We start from the raw sequence: 15,789 nt of genomic DNA on the forward strand, positions 1-15,789 counted from the left end.
CCAGCGCGCGGGACCGGTGCCGGATTCCCGGCGGTCAGCGCGGCGGCAGCTGCTGGATCGCCCAGCCGTTGCCGTCCGGGTCGCTGAAGAACACGAACGACCCCCACGGGAGGTGCTGGACCTCGCTGACCTCCACGCCGCGGTCGGTCAGCTCCCGGTGCGCGGCCTCGACGTCGGGGACGACGACCTGCAGTCCCTGCACCGACCCGGGCGGCGTGTCGAGCAGGCCGGTGCCGATCGCGATCGAGCACGCCGAGCCCGGCGGGGTGAGCTGCACGAACCTGACCTCGTCGCTCACCCGGTGGTCGTGGTCGAGGTGGAAGCCGGCGCCCTCCGTGTAGAAGGTCAGCGCCCGGTCCACGTCGCTGACCGGCACGGCGACGAGCTCGAGCTTCCAGTCCATGACGCACTCCTCCCTCGGGGAGGACCACCTTGTCCCCCGGCGGGGCGCGCAGGCACCCCCCGGCGGGCACCCGGTGTCCGCCGGGCGCGTGCGCCAGGACGCTGCGTGGTCGGGCGGAGGCGCTGCTCACGGGCACGTCCCACGTGTCCCGGGAGGACACCTCAGTCCCCGATGTGACGGACAGTGACCGGTCGACCACGACATTCCGGGTACCGGTTCCGCGGTTCCGGCCGCGCCGTCGGCCACCCTGTCGAGGTGACTCTCAGCGCCTCCTCCGTGCCGCCGCCCCGGGCCGACCGGCCCGGCGAGGGCGCCGGCGCACCGGCGGGGACGAGGCTGCGGGCCATCGACACGCTGCTGGCCGACCGCGGCCAGATGTTCCGGGCCCTGTTCCTGTCCTCCCCCGTCCCCCAGGCCCTCGTCGACCTCGACGGCCACCTGCTGGTGGTCAACGACGCGCTGTGCGCGCTGGCCGGGCGCGGCATCGACGACATGGTCGGCCGGCACGTCGACCTGCTGGCCCACCCCGACGACGCCCCGCTGCCCGACGGCCCGGCCGGCGACGGGACCGAGCCGGGGCTGGACCCGTGGCTGCGCCAGGACGGCGAGCGCCGGCTGCGCCGCGCCGACGGCAGCGAGCTGTGGGTGCAGCAGTCGCACGACGTCGTCCACCGCAGCACCGGCGAGCCGCAGTTCGCCGTCCTGTCGCTGGTCGACGTCACCGACCGGCGGCGGGCCGAGGAGGACCTGGTCCGCCGGGCGTTCACCGATCCCCTCACCGGGCTGCCCAACCGCCGCGCGCTGACCGACCGGCTCGCCCACGCCCTGGCGCTCTCCCGCCGGCGCGGGCTGCAGGTGGGCCTGGTGCACCTCGACCTCGACCGGTTCCAGGCGGTCAACGACACCCTCGGCACCGAGGCCGGCGACCAGCTGCTCAGCCAGGTCGCCGACCGGCTGCGGTGGAGCACCCGGGTGGAGGACACCGCCGTCCGGCTGGGCGCCGACGAGTTCCTCATCCTCGCCGAGGACGTGGAGGACCTCGACGGGCTGCGGGCGCTGGCCGACCGGCTGCTCGCCGTCCTCGACGACCCGTTCCAGCTCGGCGGCCGCGAGATCGTCCTCTCGGCCAGCGTCGGGCTGACGCTCGGCTCCGACGTCGCCCCCGACGAGCTGCTCAAGCGGGCGCACAGCGCGCTCACCCGTGCCAAGCGCGACGGCAGCCGGGCGCGCATCGAGGTGCACGACGGCGGCCTCACCGACGACGAGGTCGACCTGCTGCAGCTGGAGACCGACCTGCGCCGGGCCCTCGACGCCGACGAGCTGCGGCTGTTCTACCAGCCGATCGTCTCCCTCACCGACGAGACGCTGCTGGGCTACGAGGCGCTCATCCGCTGGCAGCACCCCACCCGCGGGCTGCTGCCGCCGGGCGCCTTCCTCGACGCCGCGGAGAACAACCGGCTGACCTCGCGGCTGGGTGCGTGGGTGCTCCGCCGGGCCTGCGACGACGCCGCTGGCTGGCCGTCCGGGCTGCGGGTCCACGTCAACGTCTCCGCCCGGCACCTGGCCGAGGAGGGCTTCAGCGACCTGGTCGCCGCGGCGCTCGACGAGTCCGGCCTGCCCCCGGGGCGGCTGGAGCTGGAGATCACCGAGTCGACGGCACTGTTCGCCGCCGAGGCCACCCTGCAAGCGGTGCAGGAGCTGACCGCCCGCGGCGTGACGCTGGCGCTCGACGACTTCGGCACCGGCTACTCGGCGATCACCGCGCTGCACCGGCTGCCGATCCACACCGTCAAGATCGACCGGTCCTTCGTCGCCGGCGTGGTCCGCGAACCGTCGTCGGCGGCGCTGGTGCAGGGGCTGCTGCAGCTGGGCCAGGGCATGGGGCTGCAGGTCATCGCCGAGGGCATCGAGGACCTCGACCAGGCCGAGTGGCTGCGCCGGCACGGCTGCGCCATGGCGCAGGGCTACGCCTTCGGCCGCCCGGCGCCGCTGCCCAGCCGCGCCGACGCCACGGCCGCCGAGGCGCTGGTCGGGCAGGCCGCCGAGGAGGCCGCGGCGGTGCTCGAGGCGGTCACCGGAGAGCTCGAGGCCGTCGTCGACGACCTGCCCGTGGCCGGCGGCGACGGCAGCGACCTGCTGCCCTTCGACGACGAGCGCCCGCTCCCGCCGCGCCCGTTCCTCGTGGTGGTGGACGACCTGCCCGCCGACGTCCCGGGCGAGGACGCCGACGACGAGACCGACGACCAGATCGACGACGAGGCCCCCCGCTCCTGACCCCCTCGTGCACTTCCGCGGGAGTGCACGGTCCGGGCCGGCGGCTCAGGCGCGGGGCAGCGCCAGCGGCACCGGCCGCTTGGGCGCGCGCCCGTCACCGGACGAGCGGCCGCGCAGCCGGCGGGCGATCCACGGCGCGACGAAGCCGCGCACCCACGCCGCCTCCTCGGCCAGCGCCGCCCGCAGCGCCCGGGGCGGGGCCGGGGGCAGCGGGACCCGCCAGTCGCCGTCGCCGGGGACCGGGACGCCGAGCGCCGTGGCCGCGGCCAGCGCGGTGCGCCGGTGCCCCTCGGCGGTGAGGTGGATGCGGTCGCCGTCCCACAGCCGCCAGTCCAGCAGCCAGTCCGCGCCCCACTGGTCCAGGACGACGGCGCCGTGCCGCGCCGCGATCGACCACAGCGAGGCGTTGAACACCGCCACCCGGCCACGGGTGCGCCGGATGATCGGGGTCAGCCGCGGGTCGACCCCGGTGGCCAGCAGCACGTCGGCGCCGTCGGCGCGGAACCCGGCCACGGCCTCCTCCAGCGCGGCAGCCAGCCGGTCGGGGTCGGCGCCGGGGCGGAGCAGGTCGTTGCCGCCGGCGACCATGCTGACCAGGTCGGGCCGGGCGGCGCGGGCCACCGGCACCTGCTCGGCGAGCACCTGGGGCAGCAGCCGGCCGCGGATGGCGAGGTTGGCGTACTCGACGTCGGCCCCCGGCGACGCGGCCGCGAGGTGCTCGGCGAGCCGGTCGGCCCAGCCGCGGTACTCGCCGGGGCGGTCGGGGTCGGGGTCGCTGAGCCCCTCGGTGAACGAGTCGCCGAGGGCGACGTAGCGGCGCCAGGAGGAGCGGGACGGTGCGGGCACGGGCTCCACTGCAGCACGGCCGCCGGGTCAGCCGTCCGAGGGGTCCTCCCTCATCCGCTCGCGCACGTCGCGCGGCAGCAGCTCGAGCAGCTCCTCGGGCAGGAAGGGCAGGTCGAGCAGCGACAGCTTGGCCCGGCTGCGCTCCGCCGAGCGGGAGCCCTCGATGCGGACCAGCTGGGCGGCGTCGGGACGGTAGGAGACGGTGAGCTCGTCACCGGGGCCCAGCTGCTCGCCGAGGACGCCGTCGAGCTCGATCGCCGGGCGGCCGCTGCCGATGGCGAGCGACAGGGTCTCCCGGGAGCCGAGCAGCACCGTGCGCGAGATGCCCTGCGCGGGCGCGGCGGGCGTGACCAGGATGCACTCGACCTCGGGGCTGACCACCGGGCCGCCGGCCGCGTAGTTGTAGGCGGTCGAGCCCATCGCGGTCGCGACGATCACCGCGTCGCACCGGACGTGGGCGTAGCGCTGGCCGCCCACCGACAGCTCCGCGGTGACCATCCCCTCCCCCGGGACGCGGGCCAGCACGGCGTCGTTGAACGCCAGCCACTCCCGCTCGCCCTGCCGCACGACCAGGCAGCCGCGGGACTCGGTGCGCACCCGGCCCTCGGCCATCGCGGCCAGCGCCTCACCGAGCTCGCGGGCCTCGACCTCGGCGAGGAACCCGAGGTGGCCGAGGTTGACGCCGAGCACCGGCACCGGCCGGCCGGTCATCAGCCGCATGGCGCCGAGGATGGTGCCGTCACCGCCCAGGGCGATCAGCCCGTCGCTGGTGGCGGCCAGCTCGGCCACGGACACGGGGGTGACGCCGGTCAGGCCCAGCCGCTCGACGTCGGCCCGGTCGGCGACCAGCTCGACGTCGGTCCCCCCGGTCCACGCGAGCACCTGCGCGACGGCGGCCGAGGAGTCCCGGGTGGGGTGCAGGACCAGGCCGAGGCGGGTCACTCAGCCGCGCCAGGTCTCGAGCAGCCGCAGCCAGATCTCGCTGACCGTCGGGTAGGCGGGCACGGCGTGCCACAGCCGGCTGATCGGCACCTCCCCGACGACGGCGACGGTGGCCGCGTGCAGCAGCTCGGCGACCGCCGGGCCGACGAACGTGACGCCGAGGAGCACCTCGCGCTCGGGATCGACGACGGCGACCGCGATCCCCTCGTAGCCGTCGGCGAACAGCTTCGCGCCGGCGACCGAGCCGATCGGGTACTCGACGACGCGGTGCGGCAGGCCGGCCTCGCGGGCCTGCGCGGCGGTCAGCCCGACGGCGGCCACCTGCGGGTCGGTGAACACGACCGAGGGGGTGGCGGCGCGGTCGGCGGTGGCGGTGTGCGGCGACCAGTCCTCGGTGCGTGCCCGCTCGCCGCGGGCGCGGGCCACGATCGCCGCGCCGGCCTGACGGGCCTGGTACTTGCCCATGTGGGTGAGCTGCCGGCGGCCGTTGACGTCACCGACGCCGTAGAGCCACGGCAGCCCGCGCACCTGCAGGGTGTCGTCGACGTCGAGGTAGGCGCCGGGCTCGAGACCCACGGTCTCCACCCCGATGCCGGTGGTGCGCGCCTCGCGGCCGGTGGCCACGAGCACCTCGTCGCCGCGCACCTCGCCGTCGGCGGTCTCGAGCACCACCTCGCCGCCCTCGCGGCGGGCCGCGCGGACCTCGGCGCCGAGCCGGACGTCGACCCCGCGGCGGCGCAGCGAGGCGAGCACGGCCGCCCCCGCCTGCGGCTCGGCGTCGTCGAGGAGCCGGTCGCCCATCTGCAGCAGCGTCACCCGGGAGCCGAGGGCGTGCCAGGCGGTGGACAGCTCGCAGCCGACGTAGCCGCCCCCGATCACCAGCAGCCGGCCCGGGGCCTCCTTGGCGGTCGTGCCCTCCCGCGGCGTCCACGGCGCCACGTCGGGCAGCCCCTCGACCGGCGGGACGGCGGCCGCCGAGCCGGTGCACACGGCCACCGCGTGCCGGGCGGTCAGCCGGGTGCGGCCGCCGTCGGGCCCGGTGACGACGACGGCGCGCTCGCCGTCGAGCCGGGCGGTGCCGCGCAGCAGCCCGATGCCGGCGCCCTCGACCCACTCCACCTGGCCGGCGTCGTCCCAGTGGTGGGCGAACTCGTCGCGGCGGGCCAGCGTGGCGGCGACGTCCTGCTCCCCGGTGACCGCGGCGGCCGCGCCGGAGACCGCCCGGGCCTCGGCGAGCGCCTCGGTGCCGCGCAGCAGCGCCTTGCTCGGCATGCAGGCGTAGTACGAGCACTCCCCGCCGACGAGGTGCTCCTCCACCAGCACCGCCGAGAGGCCGCCCCGCACGACGACGTCGGCGACGTTCTCCCCGGTCGACCCGGCGCCGAGCACGACGACGTCGTAGGTCCGGTCCGCGCTGCTCACCGGGTCATCCTGTCCGGTGTGGTCGACTGGCCGCCATGGCTTCGAGTGCCGGGCCCGTGTCGCCGTCGGAGTTCGCCACCGCCCTGCGCCAGTACGCCGCGGGGGTGGCGCTGCTGACCGTCCGCGACGACATCGACGACGTCGGCACCACGGTGACCTCGGTGATGAGCGTGTCGGCCGACCCGCCGCTGGTCGCGGTCGGGCTGAGCGCCGGCGGGTACCCGGCCGAGGTGCTCGAGGCGGTCGGCACCTGCGCGCTCACCGTCCTCGCCGCCGGCCAGGCGATCCTCGCCAGCCGGTTCTCCTCGGCCGGCCGGCCCTCGGCGCGGCACCTGCTCGAGTCGGTGCCGTGGTCGCGGGCGCCGGGCAGCGGCGCGATCGTGCTCGACGGCGGCGTCGTCGCCCTGGACTGCCGGCTCGACCGCCTGGTGCCCGCCGGCGACCACGTGCTGGCGCTGCTCGCCGTCGAGGCGGTGCCCGTGCTGCACGACGGCGCCGCTCCCCTGCTCCGCCTGCGCGGCCGCTACACCGACGCCCCGGTGAGCCATTAGCCCGATGAAGGCACCGGTCCCGTGCAGGTGGGACGGGGGCTAGCGTGCGGGGCGATGATCGAGCCGCAGATCCCCGTGCCGTCCGCGCTGCGGCGTGCCCTGGCGCGCGCCGAGCGGGGCGTGACCCTCGACGCCGGCGAGGCCGAGACGCTGCTCGCGGCCCGGGGCCTGGCCGCGGGCGACCCGCTGGACCGGCTGCTGACCGCCGCCTCCCGGGTGCGCGACGCCGGCCTGGCCTCGGCCGGGCGCCCCGGCGTGGTCACCTACAGCCGCAAGGTGTTCATCCCGCTCACCCACCTCTGCCGCGACCGCTGCCACTACTGCACGTTCGTCACGACACCCGGGCAGCTGCGCCGCGAGGGCCGGGCGCCCTACCTCTCCCCCGACGAGGTCCTCGACATCGCCCGGCAGGGCGCGGCGCTGGGCTGCAAGGAGGCGCTGTTCACCCTCGGCGACCGCCCGGAGGACCGCTGGCCGGTCGCCCGCGAGTGGCTGGAGGCGCACGGCTTCGACTCCACGCCGGGCTACCTGCGCGCCGTGGCGATCCGGGTGCTCGAGGAGACCGGGCTGCTGCCGCACCTCAACCCCGGCGTGCTGAGCTGGGAGGAGATCCAGCGGCTCAAGCCCGTGTCGGCGTCGATGGGGATGATGCTCGAGACGACGGCGACGCGGCTGTGGTCGGAGCCCGGCGGCCCGCACTTCGGCTCCCCCGACAAGGAGCCGGCCGTGCGGCTGCGGGTGCTGGAGGACGCCGGCCGCTCCGCCGTGCCGTTCACCACCGGCGTCCTGCTGGGCATCGGCGAGACGCCGGCCGAGCGGGTCGACGCGGTCCTGCGGATCCGCGCCGCCCACCAGCGGCACGGGCACGTGCAGGAGGTCATCGTCCAGAACTTCCGCGCCAAGCCGCGGACGGCGATGGCCGCGCACGACGACCTCGCGCTGCAGGAGTACGCCGCCGCCGTGGCCGTCACCCGACTGCTGCTCGGGCCGCGGGCGCGGGTGCAGGCGCCGCCGAACCTGTCCGACCCGGCCGAGCTGGGCCTGCTGCTGCGGGCCGGCGTCGACGACTGGGGCGGGGTCAGCCCGCTCACGCCCGACCACGTCAACCCCGAGCGGCCCTGGCCGCAGATCGACACGCTCGCCGCGCTGACCGCCGAGGGCGGGTTCACGCTGCGCGAGCGGCTGGCCGCGCAGCCGCCGTACGTGCTCTCCCCCGAGCCGTGGCTGGACCCGCGGGTGCGCCCGCACGTGGCCGCGCTCGCCGGTCCCGACGGGCTCGCCGTCGAGGGCCGCGTGCCGGCCGGGCTGCCGTGGCAGGAGCCCGACGAGGCGTGGGTCTCCACGGGCCGCACCGACCTGCACGTCGAGGTGGACACCGTCGGGCGCACCGGCGACCGGCGCAGCGACTTCGACGCCGTCTACGGCGACTGGGCCGAGCTGCGGGCGCGTACCGCGGCCGCCCGCGACGGCTCCTCCACCGCGCTGGCCGCCGGCGACCCCGAGGTGCACACCGCGCTGCGCGCCGCCGAGCGCGACCCGGCCGGGCTGTCCGACGCGCAGTACCTCGCGCTGCTCGGCGCCGACGGTCAGGACCTCGAGGCGCTCGCCGCGCTCGCCGACGCCGTCCGCCGCGACACCGTCGGCGACGACGTCACCTACGTCGTCAACCGGAACGTCAACTTCACCAACGTCTGCTACACCGGCTGCCGGTTCTGCGCCTTCGCCCAGCGGCGCACCGACGCCGACGCCTACACGCTGTCGCTGGCCGAGGTCGGCGACCGGGTCGACCGCGCGTGGGCGGCCGGCGCCACCGAGATCTGCATGCAGGGCGGCATCCACCCCGACCTCCCCGGCTCGGCCTACCTCGACCTGATCGGCGAGGTGAAGCGCCGGCAGCCGGACATCCACCTGCACGCGTTCAGCCCCATGGAGATCGTCAACGCCGCGGCCCGCACCGGGCTGTCGTTCGAGGAGTTCCTCGTCGCGGCGCGGGAGGCCGGGCTCGACAGCGTCCCCGGCACCGCGGCGGAGATCCTCGACGACGACGTCCGCTGGGTGCTGACCAAGGGAAAGCTGCCCGCGGCGACCTGGCTGGAGATCATCGGGACCGCGCACCGGGTGGGCCTGCCGACGACGTCGACGATGATGTACGGCCACGTCGACACCCCCGCGCACTGGGTGGCGCACCTGCGCACGATCGCCCGGCAGCAGGACGAGACCGGCGGTTTCACCGAGTTCGTGCTGCTGCCGTTCGTGCACCACAACGCGCCGATCTACCTCGCCGGCGTGGCGCGGCCCGGGCCCACGGTGCGGGAGAACCGGGCGGTGCACGCCGTCGCCCGGCTGCTGCTGCACGGGCGGATCCCGAACGTCCAGACGTCGTGGGTGAAGCTCGGCGACGTCGGCACGCAGGCGGTGCTGCGGGGCGGGGCCAACGACCTCGGCGGCACGCTGATGGAGGAGACGATCAGCCGGATGGCCGGCAGCGAGAACGGCTCGCTGAAGACCATCGCCGAGCTGGAGGGGATCGCCGCCGCGATCGGCCGGCCCGCCCGCCAGCGGACCACCGACTACGGCACCCCGAGCGAGGAGCGGATCGCCACCGCCCGCTCCGAGGCCGGCCGCCGCGCGCTCACCCTCTCCATCACGCCGGTCTGAGGGACCGGGCCGGCACGGACGTGCCCCCGGCCGGCGGGAGGACGGTCAGGACTTCTTGCCGCCCTTCTTGCCAAGCTCGCTCTGGGCGGCCGAGCTCTTGCGCGGGTTCTTCTCGCCCTCCTCCTCCGCCTTGGCGTTCGCCTTCTGCGCCGTGGCACTGCCCGTGCCGCTCTTCTCGGCCATGCCGACCTCCCGGTCCAGGGTCGCCGTCCGGATCCGGACGGCCGGGGCGCTGCCCCTACCCCCGGCGGACCAGCCGGAACACGTCCGCGCTCGACGGTGGCCGCACCGTCCCGTCCTGCGTGCGGGCGGCGACGGTGCGGACCGGCCCGCTCGGCACCGGGGCGACCGTGCGGCACCATCCTCCAGGTGGACACCGAGCCCGCACGGCTGCGCACGGACCGTGGCGGCCGCCCGGCCGTCACCACGCCTCACGAGCTGGCGGCGGTGGCGCAGCAGCTGTTCGTCGACCGCGGCTTCGACGCCACCAGCGTCGAGGACATCGCGACGGCCGCGGGCATCGGCCGCCGCACGTTCTTCCGGTACTTCCCCACCAAGGCCGACGTCCTGTTCGTCGAGTCCGACGCGGAGCTGCGCCGGCTCGAGGAGCACCTCGCCGAGGGCGGCCGCTCGGAGCCGTACCAGGACGTCGTGACCCGCTCGGTGGTCGCCGCCCTGCGGTTCCCCGACGAGGAGCGCGAGTGGGCCCGGCAGCGCGCCCAGCTGCTGCTCACGGTGCCGGCGGTCCAGGCGCACGCCATGTCGCGCTACGCCGCCTGGCGCGCCGCCGCCGCGGCGTTCGTCGCCGACCGCAGCGGGCAGGCGGCCGACGCGCTGTTCCCGCGCGCGGTGGGCCAGGCCGTGCTGGCCGCGACCCTGACCGCCCACGAGCACTGGCTGGCCCATCCGGAGTCTGACCTGTTCGAGGTGCTCGCCCGCTGCCTCGACCTCCTGCTGCCGCCCGGTCCCTGAGGCCGGTCAGCCGGCGAACGCGCGGCTCAACGCCGGGGCCACGTCGCGGTGGGTGCGGATCCGCGCGAGCCGGCCACGTCCGGCCCGCGCCAGCTCCCGGGCCAGCTGCACGTCCTGCTCACCCGAGACGTCGAGCAGCACGTCCAGCCGCGGCAGCCGGGCCGCGAGCGGCCGGGGGTCGGGCCCGGCGTTGTGCACGCAGTCCGACAGCAGCACCACGCGGGCGTCGCGGGCCGGCGCCCGTGCCAGCTCGCGCGCCGCCTGCTGCAGCGGGAAGGCCAGGTTGGTCAGGCCCTTGGCCGGGATCGCCAGCAGCTGGTCGAGCAGGACCAGCGGCGCGACCGGCTGCCCGAGGTGCAGCAGCGACGCCGCATCGGACCAGAAGGCGAGGACGGCGAGGTCGTCGCTCCGGAGCTCGGCTGCCAGGGCCGCCACGGTGGCCGCCGCCGTCCGGATCCGTTCGCCGCGCATCGACCCCGAGACGTCGACGGCCAGGACGACCGACCGCCGGGTGCGGACCCGCTCGCGCACGACGACGTCCTCGTCCTCGGGCAGCGGGCGCTCGGCCAGCACCTCGATGGTGCGGTCGAGGTCGATGTCGTCGGCGCCTCCGCGGTACGGCACGCTCGCCAGGTCGCCCGCGCCCCGCCGCGCCACCGCGTCGTGCCGCGGCCGGGGCACCGACAGCCGGGTGGCGATCTGCCGCGCCCGGGCCCGCACCGCCGGGTCCGGGCCGGGTCCGTCGGCGGGCAGGGTCACCATCTCGGCCGGCTCGTCAGTGGTCCCCGGAGCGCTGCCGCCCGCTGGGGCCGGCCCGGACCGCCGCCGGCCGCCGGGCAGCGCGGTCAGCACGGTGCCGCCTCCGGCCGAGGGCGTGCGGTCGAACAGCGTCGGCTCCTCCGACAGCTGCTTGGGCCTGCGTCGCAGCGGCGGGCGCGAGGTGGGCCGGGGCGGGCCGGGTCGGCGCACCGGCGAGTCGGCCTCGACCGCACTTCAACCGGGAGCGGCGGCCGCCGGGGTCAGGACGAAGCGGTCCTCCCAGATCTCGCGGAGCACCTGCTCCGGGGTGGTCTCGGCCGCCTCGTCGAGGTGGATCCGCCCCGACAGCGCCACGACCATCGCGTCGCGGACGGTCGGTGCGTACCGGTCGTCGGCCGGCAGGGTGATGCCGCGCAGCGCCGCCAGCTGCAGGGCGACCAGCACCGTGTCGATCGCACCGCGGACGCTGCTGCCCCGCCGCACGTCGGGGTGCGCCCGCGTCGCCCGGGTCACCGCGACGCCGTCGGCCACGAGCGCCGTCCGCAGGTCCCCCTCGGCTCCGCCGGCCCGCAGCGCCACGATGTCGCGCTCGGCCGCCTCGTCCTGGTAGCCGATCGCCATGCGGCACAGCCGGTCGTGGACGCTGGTCGACAGCCGCGTCGTCCCGACGTTGTCGTAGGGGTTCATCGAGGCGATCACCCGGAACGTCGGCCGGGCGGTGACCGTGCCCACCCGGGGGACGGCGACGGTCCGGTCGGCGATCGCCGTCAGCAGGGTGTTGAGGGTGTCCTCCGGCGCCCGGTTGAACTCCTCGATGTAGAGGAAACCGCCCTGTTCCATCGCCTCGACCAGCGGACCCGGCACGAAGTTGTCGGCGCTGTAGTCCTCGCGCAGCACCCGCGCCGGGTTGTGGTGGCCGACGATCTTCGCCGGGGTCAGGTCGGCGTTGCCCTCGACGAACAGCAGCGGGATGCCCCACTCCGCGGTGATCGCCTTGAGCATCGTCGTCTTGCTGGTGCCCGGCGGGCCCTCGAGCACGATGTCGCGGCCGGCGGCGACGGCCGCGAGGACGAGGTCGAGCTCGTCCTCGCGGCCGACGATCCGCGCGGCCACGCGGGCGCGCACGTCCGCGATGCCGGCCGGCTCCTGCTCGCTCAGTGCGCTCCCCTCACTTCTGGGTCGAGCCGGCGTCGACCGGCAGGGTCACCCCGGTGACGTAGCGCGCCTCGTCGGAGGCGAGGAACAGCACCGCGTTGCTGATGTCCCGGGCGTCGACCCACTCGATCGGCAGCGCGTTCAGCGCCCGGAAGCGCTCGGCCACCTGCTCCCGCGTCGGGTCGTCGAGGTCGGGGGCGAACAGGTCGTAGGTCGCCCGGTTGTGGATCATGGCGGTGTCGACGCTGGTCGGGTGCACGCTGTTGACCCGGATCATGTGCGGCGCGAGCTCCAGGGCCAGGGTGCGCATCAGGCCGACCACACCGTGCTTGGCCGCGACGTAGTGGGCGAAGTTGGGGAAGCCCTGCAGGCCGGCCGTCGAGCTGGTCATGATGATCGAGCCGCCGCGACCGCCCTCGATCACGTGCGGCACGGCGACCTTGGCGGTGCGCCACACGCCGGTGAGGTTGACGTCGATCATCTCGCGCCACATCTGCTCGCCCAGCTCCTCGGTGGTGAAGCTGAAGATGCCCGCGTTCGCGCACACGATGTCCAGCCGCCCGAGTTCCGCGACGCCCCGGTCGACGGCCGCCCGCAGCGCCTCGGCGTCGCGCACGTCTGCCTGGGTGGCCACGATCCGGCGGTCGAGCGACTCCACCTCCTTCACCGTCTCGGCGAGGTCGTCCGGCGTCGCCATGGGATAGGGCACCGTCTCCATCTGCTGGCAGATGTCGACCGCGATGATGTCGGCCCCCTCCTCGGCGAGGCGGATGGCGTGGCTGCGCCCCTGACCGCGGGCGGCTCCGGTGACGAACGCGACCTTGCCCTCGACACGTCCTGGCATGGCTGCTCCTCCCCTACTTGATGACGGCGCCGGCGTCGACGGGCAGCGTCACGCCGGTGATGTACCGGCCCTCGTCGGAGGCCAGGAACAGCAGGGCGTTGGAGATGTCGCGCGACTCGACCCAGGGGATCGGCAGGGCGTTCATCTCCTGCGAGATCGGCGCGAAGGACTCACGGGACGGGTTCGGCTCGTCCGGGGCGAACAGCTTCCAGATCGTCTCGTTCTGGATCATGTCGGTGTCCACCTGCGTCGGGTGGATGCTGTTGACCCGGATCATGTGGGGCGCCAGTTCCAGCGCCAGCGTGCGCATCAACCCGACCACGCCGTGCTTCGCCGCGACGTAGTGGCCGACGCCGGGGTAGGCCATCAGCCCGGCCGCGGAGCTGGTGAGGACGATGCACCCGCCGTTGCCCGCCGCGACCATGTGCGGGACGGCGACCTTGGTCGTGTGCCACACGCCGGTGAGGTTGACGTCGATCATGTCGGCCCAGCTCTCCTCGCTGAACTCGGTGGTCAGCGTGCCGGTGCTGGCGATCCCCGCGTTGGCCGAGACGATGTCGAGGCGTCCGCCCAGCTCGGCCACCCCCTCGTCGACGACGGCCTGCAGCGCTGCGAGGTCACGGACGTCGGCCTCCCGGGCGACGATCCGGCGGTCGAGCGCCTCGACCGCCTTGACGGTCTGTTCCAGGTCCTCCGGCGTCGCCATGGCGTAGGGCACCGTGTCGATCTGACCGCACAGGTCGACCGCGATGACGTCCGCGCCCTCCTCGGCCAGCCGGATCGCGTGGCTGCGGCCCTGCCCGCGGGCGGCTCCGGTGATGAATGCGACCTTGCCCTCGACGCGCCCCATGGCCGACCTCCACGTCCGCTCCGGTGTGACGACGGCCACACGTTATGGCACTCGATGCCACAAGTGAAGGGGCTCCATGGCGACCGAGGGACGGCCCTCCTCAAGCCGGAGGCGATCCTGGCGAGCCCTCGACCCGGCTCTTGAGCGCGGCGGTCATGCCGTGGAACGCGGCCAGCCGGTGGCGGTTCAGGGAACGGATCAGCAGGGGCGCCAGGAGCCCTCGGAACTCGTCCTGCCACCACAGCCGCACTCCCCCGTCGTGATCGGTGAGAGTCATGGTGAGCTCGACGGTGAACAGGCCCGGGATGCGCAACCTGTCCAGGCGGCTCCGCATCCGCAGCCGTCGGAGGGGCACCACCTCGAGGACCGTGGGACGCGGTCTCGGGTCCACGAGGGGGTTCGCGGGCGGGACGCTGACCGACAGCCGGGACCCGACCACGACCGCCCCCTCAGCCCTGGTGACGAAGGGGTTCCACTCCGCGTAGGCGGGCAGATCGGTGAGCACGTGCCACACCCGCTCGGGTGTGGCGTCGAAGTCGACGAACGTCCTCAGTTCGGCAGTCATCGGCAGCATCTCCTGACGGCGAGCGCGCCGGCACCGCCCACCCTAGGGCGGGCCAGGGACTTCGACGGGTGCGACGAGCCGCCCGAGGGTGTGCGGTGGTCTCGTCCTGGAAGCCCGGATCCCCGCCGGTGCCGTGGTGCGCTCGCTGATCTGGCCCGGTCCGCGACTTCCCCGCATCCATGTCGAGGGCAGGCCGTCATGACCACAGTCGCCGAACAGACCGGCAGTGCGATCCGTCCGTTCCGCGTGGACGTCCCGGAAGAGGCGCTCACCGAGCTGCGCAGCCGGCTGGCCGCCACGCGCTGGCCGTCCCGGGAGCTGGTCACCGACCGCTCCCAGGGCGTGCAGCTGGCGACGGTGCAGGCGCTGGCCCGCTACTGGGCCGACGAGTACGACTGGCGCCGCTGCGAGGCGCGGCTCAACGCGCTGCCGCAGTTCCGGACCGAGATCGACGGGGTGGACGTCCACTTCATCCACGTGCGCTCGCCGCACGCGGACGCCCTGCCGCTGGTCATGACCCACGGCTGGCCAGGCTCCGTCGTCGAGCTGCTCGAGACGGTCGGCCCGCTGACCGACCCGACGGCGCACGGCGGCCGCGCCGAGGACGCCTTCCACCTGGTGCTGCCGTCGCTGCCCGGCTACGGCTTCTCCGGCGAGCCGACCGAGCCCGGCTGGGACGTCGCCCGCGTCGGGCGGGCCTGGGCGGAGCTGATGCGCCGGCTCGGGTACACCCGCTACGTCGCCCAGGGCGGGGACGTCGGCGCCGGCGTCACCGACGCGATGGGCCGGCAGGCACCCGAGGGGCTGCTCGGCATCCACCTGAACCTGCTGGTCACCGCCCTGGGCGGCGGCCTGTCGTCGGACACCGACGAGGAACGGGCCGGCCTCGAGGCGATCGCCACCTTCCGGTCGAGCGGCTTCGCCTACTTCCTGGAGCAGGCGACCCGGCCGCAGACGATCGGCTACGCCCTGCTCGACTCCCCCGTCGCCCTGGCCGCGTGGATGCTCGACCACGACACCGACGCCTACTACAAGATCTCCCGCGCCTTCGTCGACGGGGAGCCCGTGGGCAACCTCACCCGGGACCACGTCCTGGACAACATCTCGGTGTACTGGCTGACCGGCACCGGCGCCTCGGCGGCCCGGTCCTACTGGGACAGCTACGGGGTCGCGGCCTCCGCGGCGGCGGCCGCCCAGGCACCTCCGGCCGTCTCCGTGCCGGTCGGCTTCACCACGTTCCCGGGCGAGATCTGGCGGACCCCGCGCAGCTGGGCCGAGGCGGCGTACCCGACCCTCACCTACTTCAACGCGGTCGACCGGGGCGGGCACTTCGCCGCCTGGGAGGAGCCCGAGCTGTTCACGTCCGAGCTCCGGGAGGCGTTCCGCCCGATCCGGACACCGGACATCCCCGGGCCGCGCGGCTGACCACCCGGCTCGTCGCCCCGGGGGGGGGGGGGGGGGGGGGGGGGGGGGGGGGGGGGGGGGGGGGGGGGGGGGGGGCGCGGCGGTGCGGGGCGGGCGCCGGGGTCCGGCCCCGGCCAGCTGCCG

The 15,789-nt window shown here is 75.4% G+C and carries 15 protein-coding genes; 5 read left to right on the forward strand and 10 right to left on the reverse strand.

Features of this window, described 5'->3' with window-relative positions:
• Positions 1-34: 34 nt before the first annotated feature.
• Positions 35-403, reverse strand: coding sequence for a VOC family protein (locus ACI79V_RS21570; protein WP_456892586.1), 369 nt, complete (start codon positions 401-403; stop codon positions 35-37).
• Positions 404-658: 255 nt separating this feature from the next.
• Here ACI79V_RS21570 and ACI79V_RS21575 point away from each other — a divergent pair, with 255 nt between their 5' ends.
• The gene (locus tag ACI79V_RS21575) at positions 659-2,677 is read left to right on the forward strand and encodes a putative bifunctional diguanylate cyclase/phosphodiesterase (RefSeq protein WP_456892588.1); all 2,019 of its coding nucleotides are present in this window, start codon (positions 659-661) and stop codon (positions 2,675-2,677) included.
• Between the two features lie 45 nt (positions 2,678-2,722).
• Here ACI79V_RS21575 and ACI79V_RS21580 read toward each other — a convergent pair whose 3' ends face one another.
• From ACI79V_RS21580 to ACI79V_RS21590, 3 genes are read right to left on the reverse strand one after another with little or no spacing between them, the layout of a single operon-like run.
• A complete protein-coding gene (locus tag ACI79V_RS21580) occupies positions 2,723-3,523 on the reverse strand; it encodes an SGNH/GDSL hydrolase family protein (protein ID WP_456892590.1) in 801 nt (266 codons plus the stop codon).
• A 27-nt stretch (positions 3,524-3,550) separates the two neighbouring features.
• Positions 3,551-4,465, reverse strand: a complete 915-nt coding sequence (locus tag ACI79V_RS21585; protein ID WP_456892592.1) for an NAD(+)/NADH kinase — start codon at positions 4,463-4,465, stop codon at positions 3,551-3,553.
• A complete protein-coding gene (locus tag ACI79V_RS21590) occupies positions 4,466-5,887 on the reverse strand; it encodes a dihydrolipoyl dehydrogenase family protein (RefSeq protein ID WP_456892594.1) in 1,422 nt (473 codons plus the stop codon).
• 35 nt (positions 5,888-5,922) lie between these two features.
• Here ACI79V_RS21590 and ACI79V_RS21595 point away from each other — a divergent pair, with 35 nt between their 5' ends.
• Together ACI79V_RS21595 and ACI79V_RS21600 are read left to right on the forward strand one after the other, a co-directional pair.
• Entirely contained in the window at positions 5,923-6,438 is a 516-nt protein-coding gene (locus ACI79V_RS21595) for a flavin reductase family protein (protein WP_456877907.1), read from the forward strand.
• 54 nt (positions 6,439-6,492) lie between these two features.
• Positions 6,493-9,096, forward strand: a complete 2,604-nt coding sequence (locus ACI79V_RS21600) for a bifunctional FO biosynthesis protein CofGH (protein WP_456892596.1) — start codon at positions 6,493-6,495, stop codon at positions 9,094-9,096.
• Between the two features lie 45 nt (positions 9,097-9,141).
• On the opposite strand, the gene ACI79V_RS21605 is transcribed toward ACI79V_RS21600, so the two are convergent.
• Entirely contained in the window at positions 9,142-9,279 is a 138-nt protein-coding gene (locus ACI79V_RS21605; protein WP_456892598.1) for a hypothetical protein, read from the reverse strand.
• A 186-nt stretch (positions 9,280-9,465) separates the two neighbouring features.
• On the opposite strand from ACI79V_RS21605, the gene ACI79V_RS21610 reads away from it, so the two are divergent.
• On the forward strand, positions 9,466-10,068 hold the full coding sequence (locus ACI79V_RS21610) for an acyl-CoA-like ligand-binding transcription factor (protein WP_456892600.1): 603 nt from the start codon (positions 9,466-9,468) through the stop codon (positions 10,066-10,068).
• Positions 10,069-10,074: 6 nt separating this feature from the next.
• On the opposite strand, the gene ACI79V_RS21615 is transcribed toward ACI79V_RS21610, so the two are convergent.
• From ACI79V_RS21615 to ACI79V_RS21635, 5 genes are all read right to left on the reverse strand, one after another.
• Positions 10,075-11,037 (reverse strand): vWA domain-containing protein, encoded by a 963-nt coding sequence (locus tag ACI79V_RS21615; RefSeq protein ID WP_456892602.1) that lies wholly within the window; start codon positions 11,035-11,037, stop codon positions 10,075-10,077.
• Positions 11,038-11,061: 24 nt separating this feature from the next.
• Complete coding sequence (locus tag ACI79V_RS21620; protein ID WP_456892604.1) at positions 11,062-11,952, reverse strand: AAA family ATPase; 891 nt, start codon at positions 11,950-11,952, stop codon at positions 11,062-11,064.
• A gap of 43 nt (positions 11,953-11,995) precedes the next feature.
• Positions 11,996-12,826, reverse strand: a complete 831-nt coding sequence (locus tag ACI79V_RS21625) for a mycofactocin-coupled SDR family oxidoreductase (protein ID WP_456892606.1) — start codon at positions 12,824-12,826, stop codon at positions 11,996-11,998.
• A 13-nt stretch (positions 12,827-12,839) separates the two neighbouring features.
• Complete coding sequence (locus ACI79V_RS21630) at positions 12,840-13,676, reverse strand: mycofactocin-coupled SDR family oxidoreductase (protein ID WP_456892607.1); 837 nt, start codon at positions 13,674-13,676, stop codon at positions 12,840-12,842.
• 100 nt (positions 13,677-13,776) lie between these two features.
• The gene (locus tag ACI79V_RS21635) at positions 13,777-14,241 is read right to left on the reverse strand and encodes an SRPBCC family protein (RefSeq protein WP_456892608.1); all 465 of its coding nucleotides are present in this window, start codon (positions 14,239-14,241) and stop codon (positions 13,777-13,779) included.
• Between the two features lie 198 nt (positions 14,242-14,439).
• Between ACI79V_RS21635 and ACI79V_RS21640 the strand changes: the two genes are divergently transcribed.
• Complete coding sequence (locus ACI79V_RS21640; protein WP_456892610.1) at positions 14,440-15,666, forward strand: epoxide hydrolase family protein; 1,227 nt, start codon at positions 14,440-14,442, stop codon at positions 15,664-15,666.
• Positions 15,667-15,789 lie beyond the last annotated feature (123 nt).

The sequence above is a fragment of the Geodermatophilus sp. SYSU D00700 genome (genome assembly GCF_054050255.1).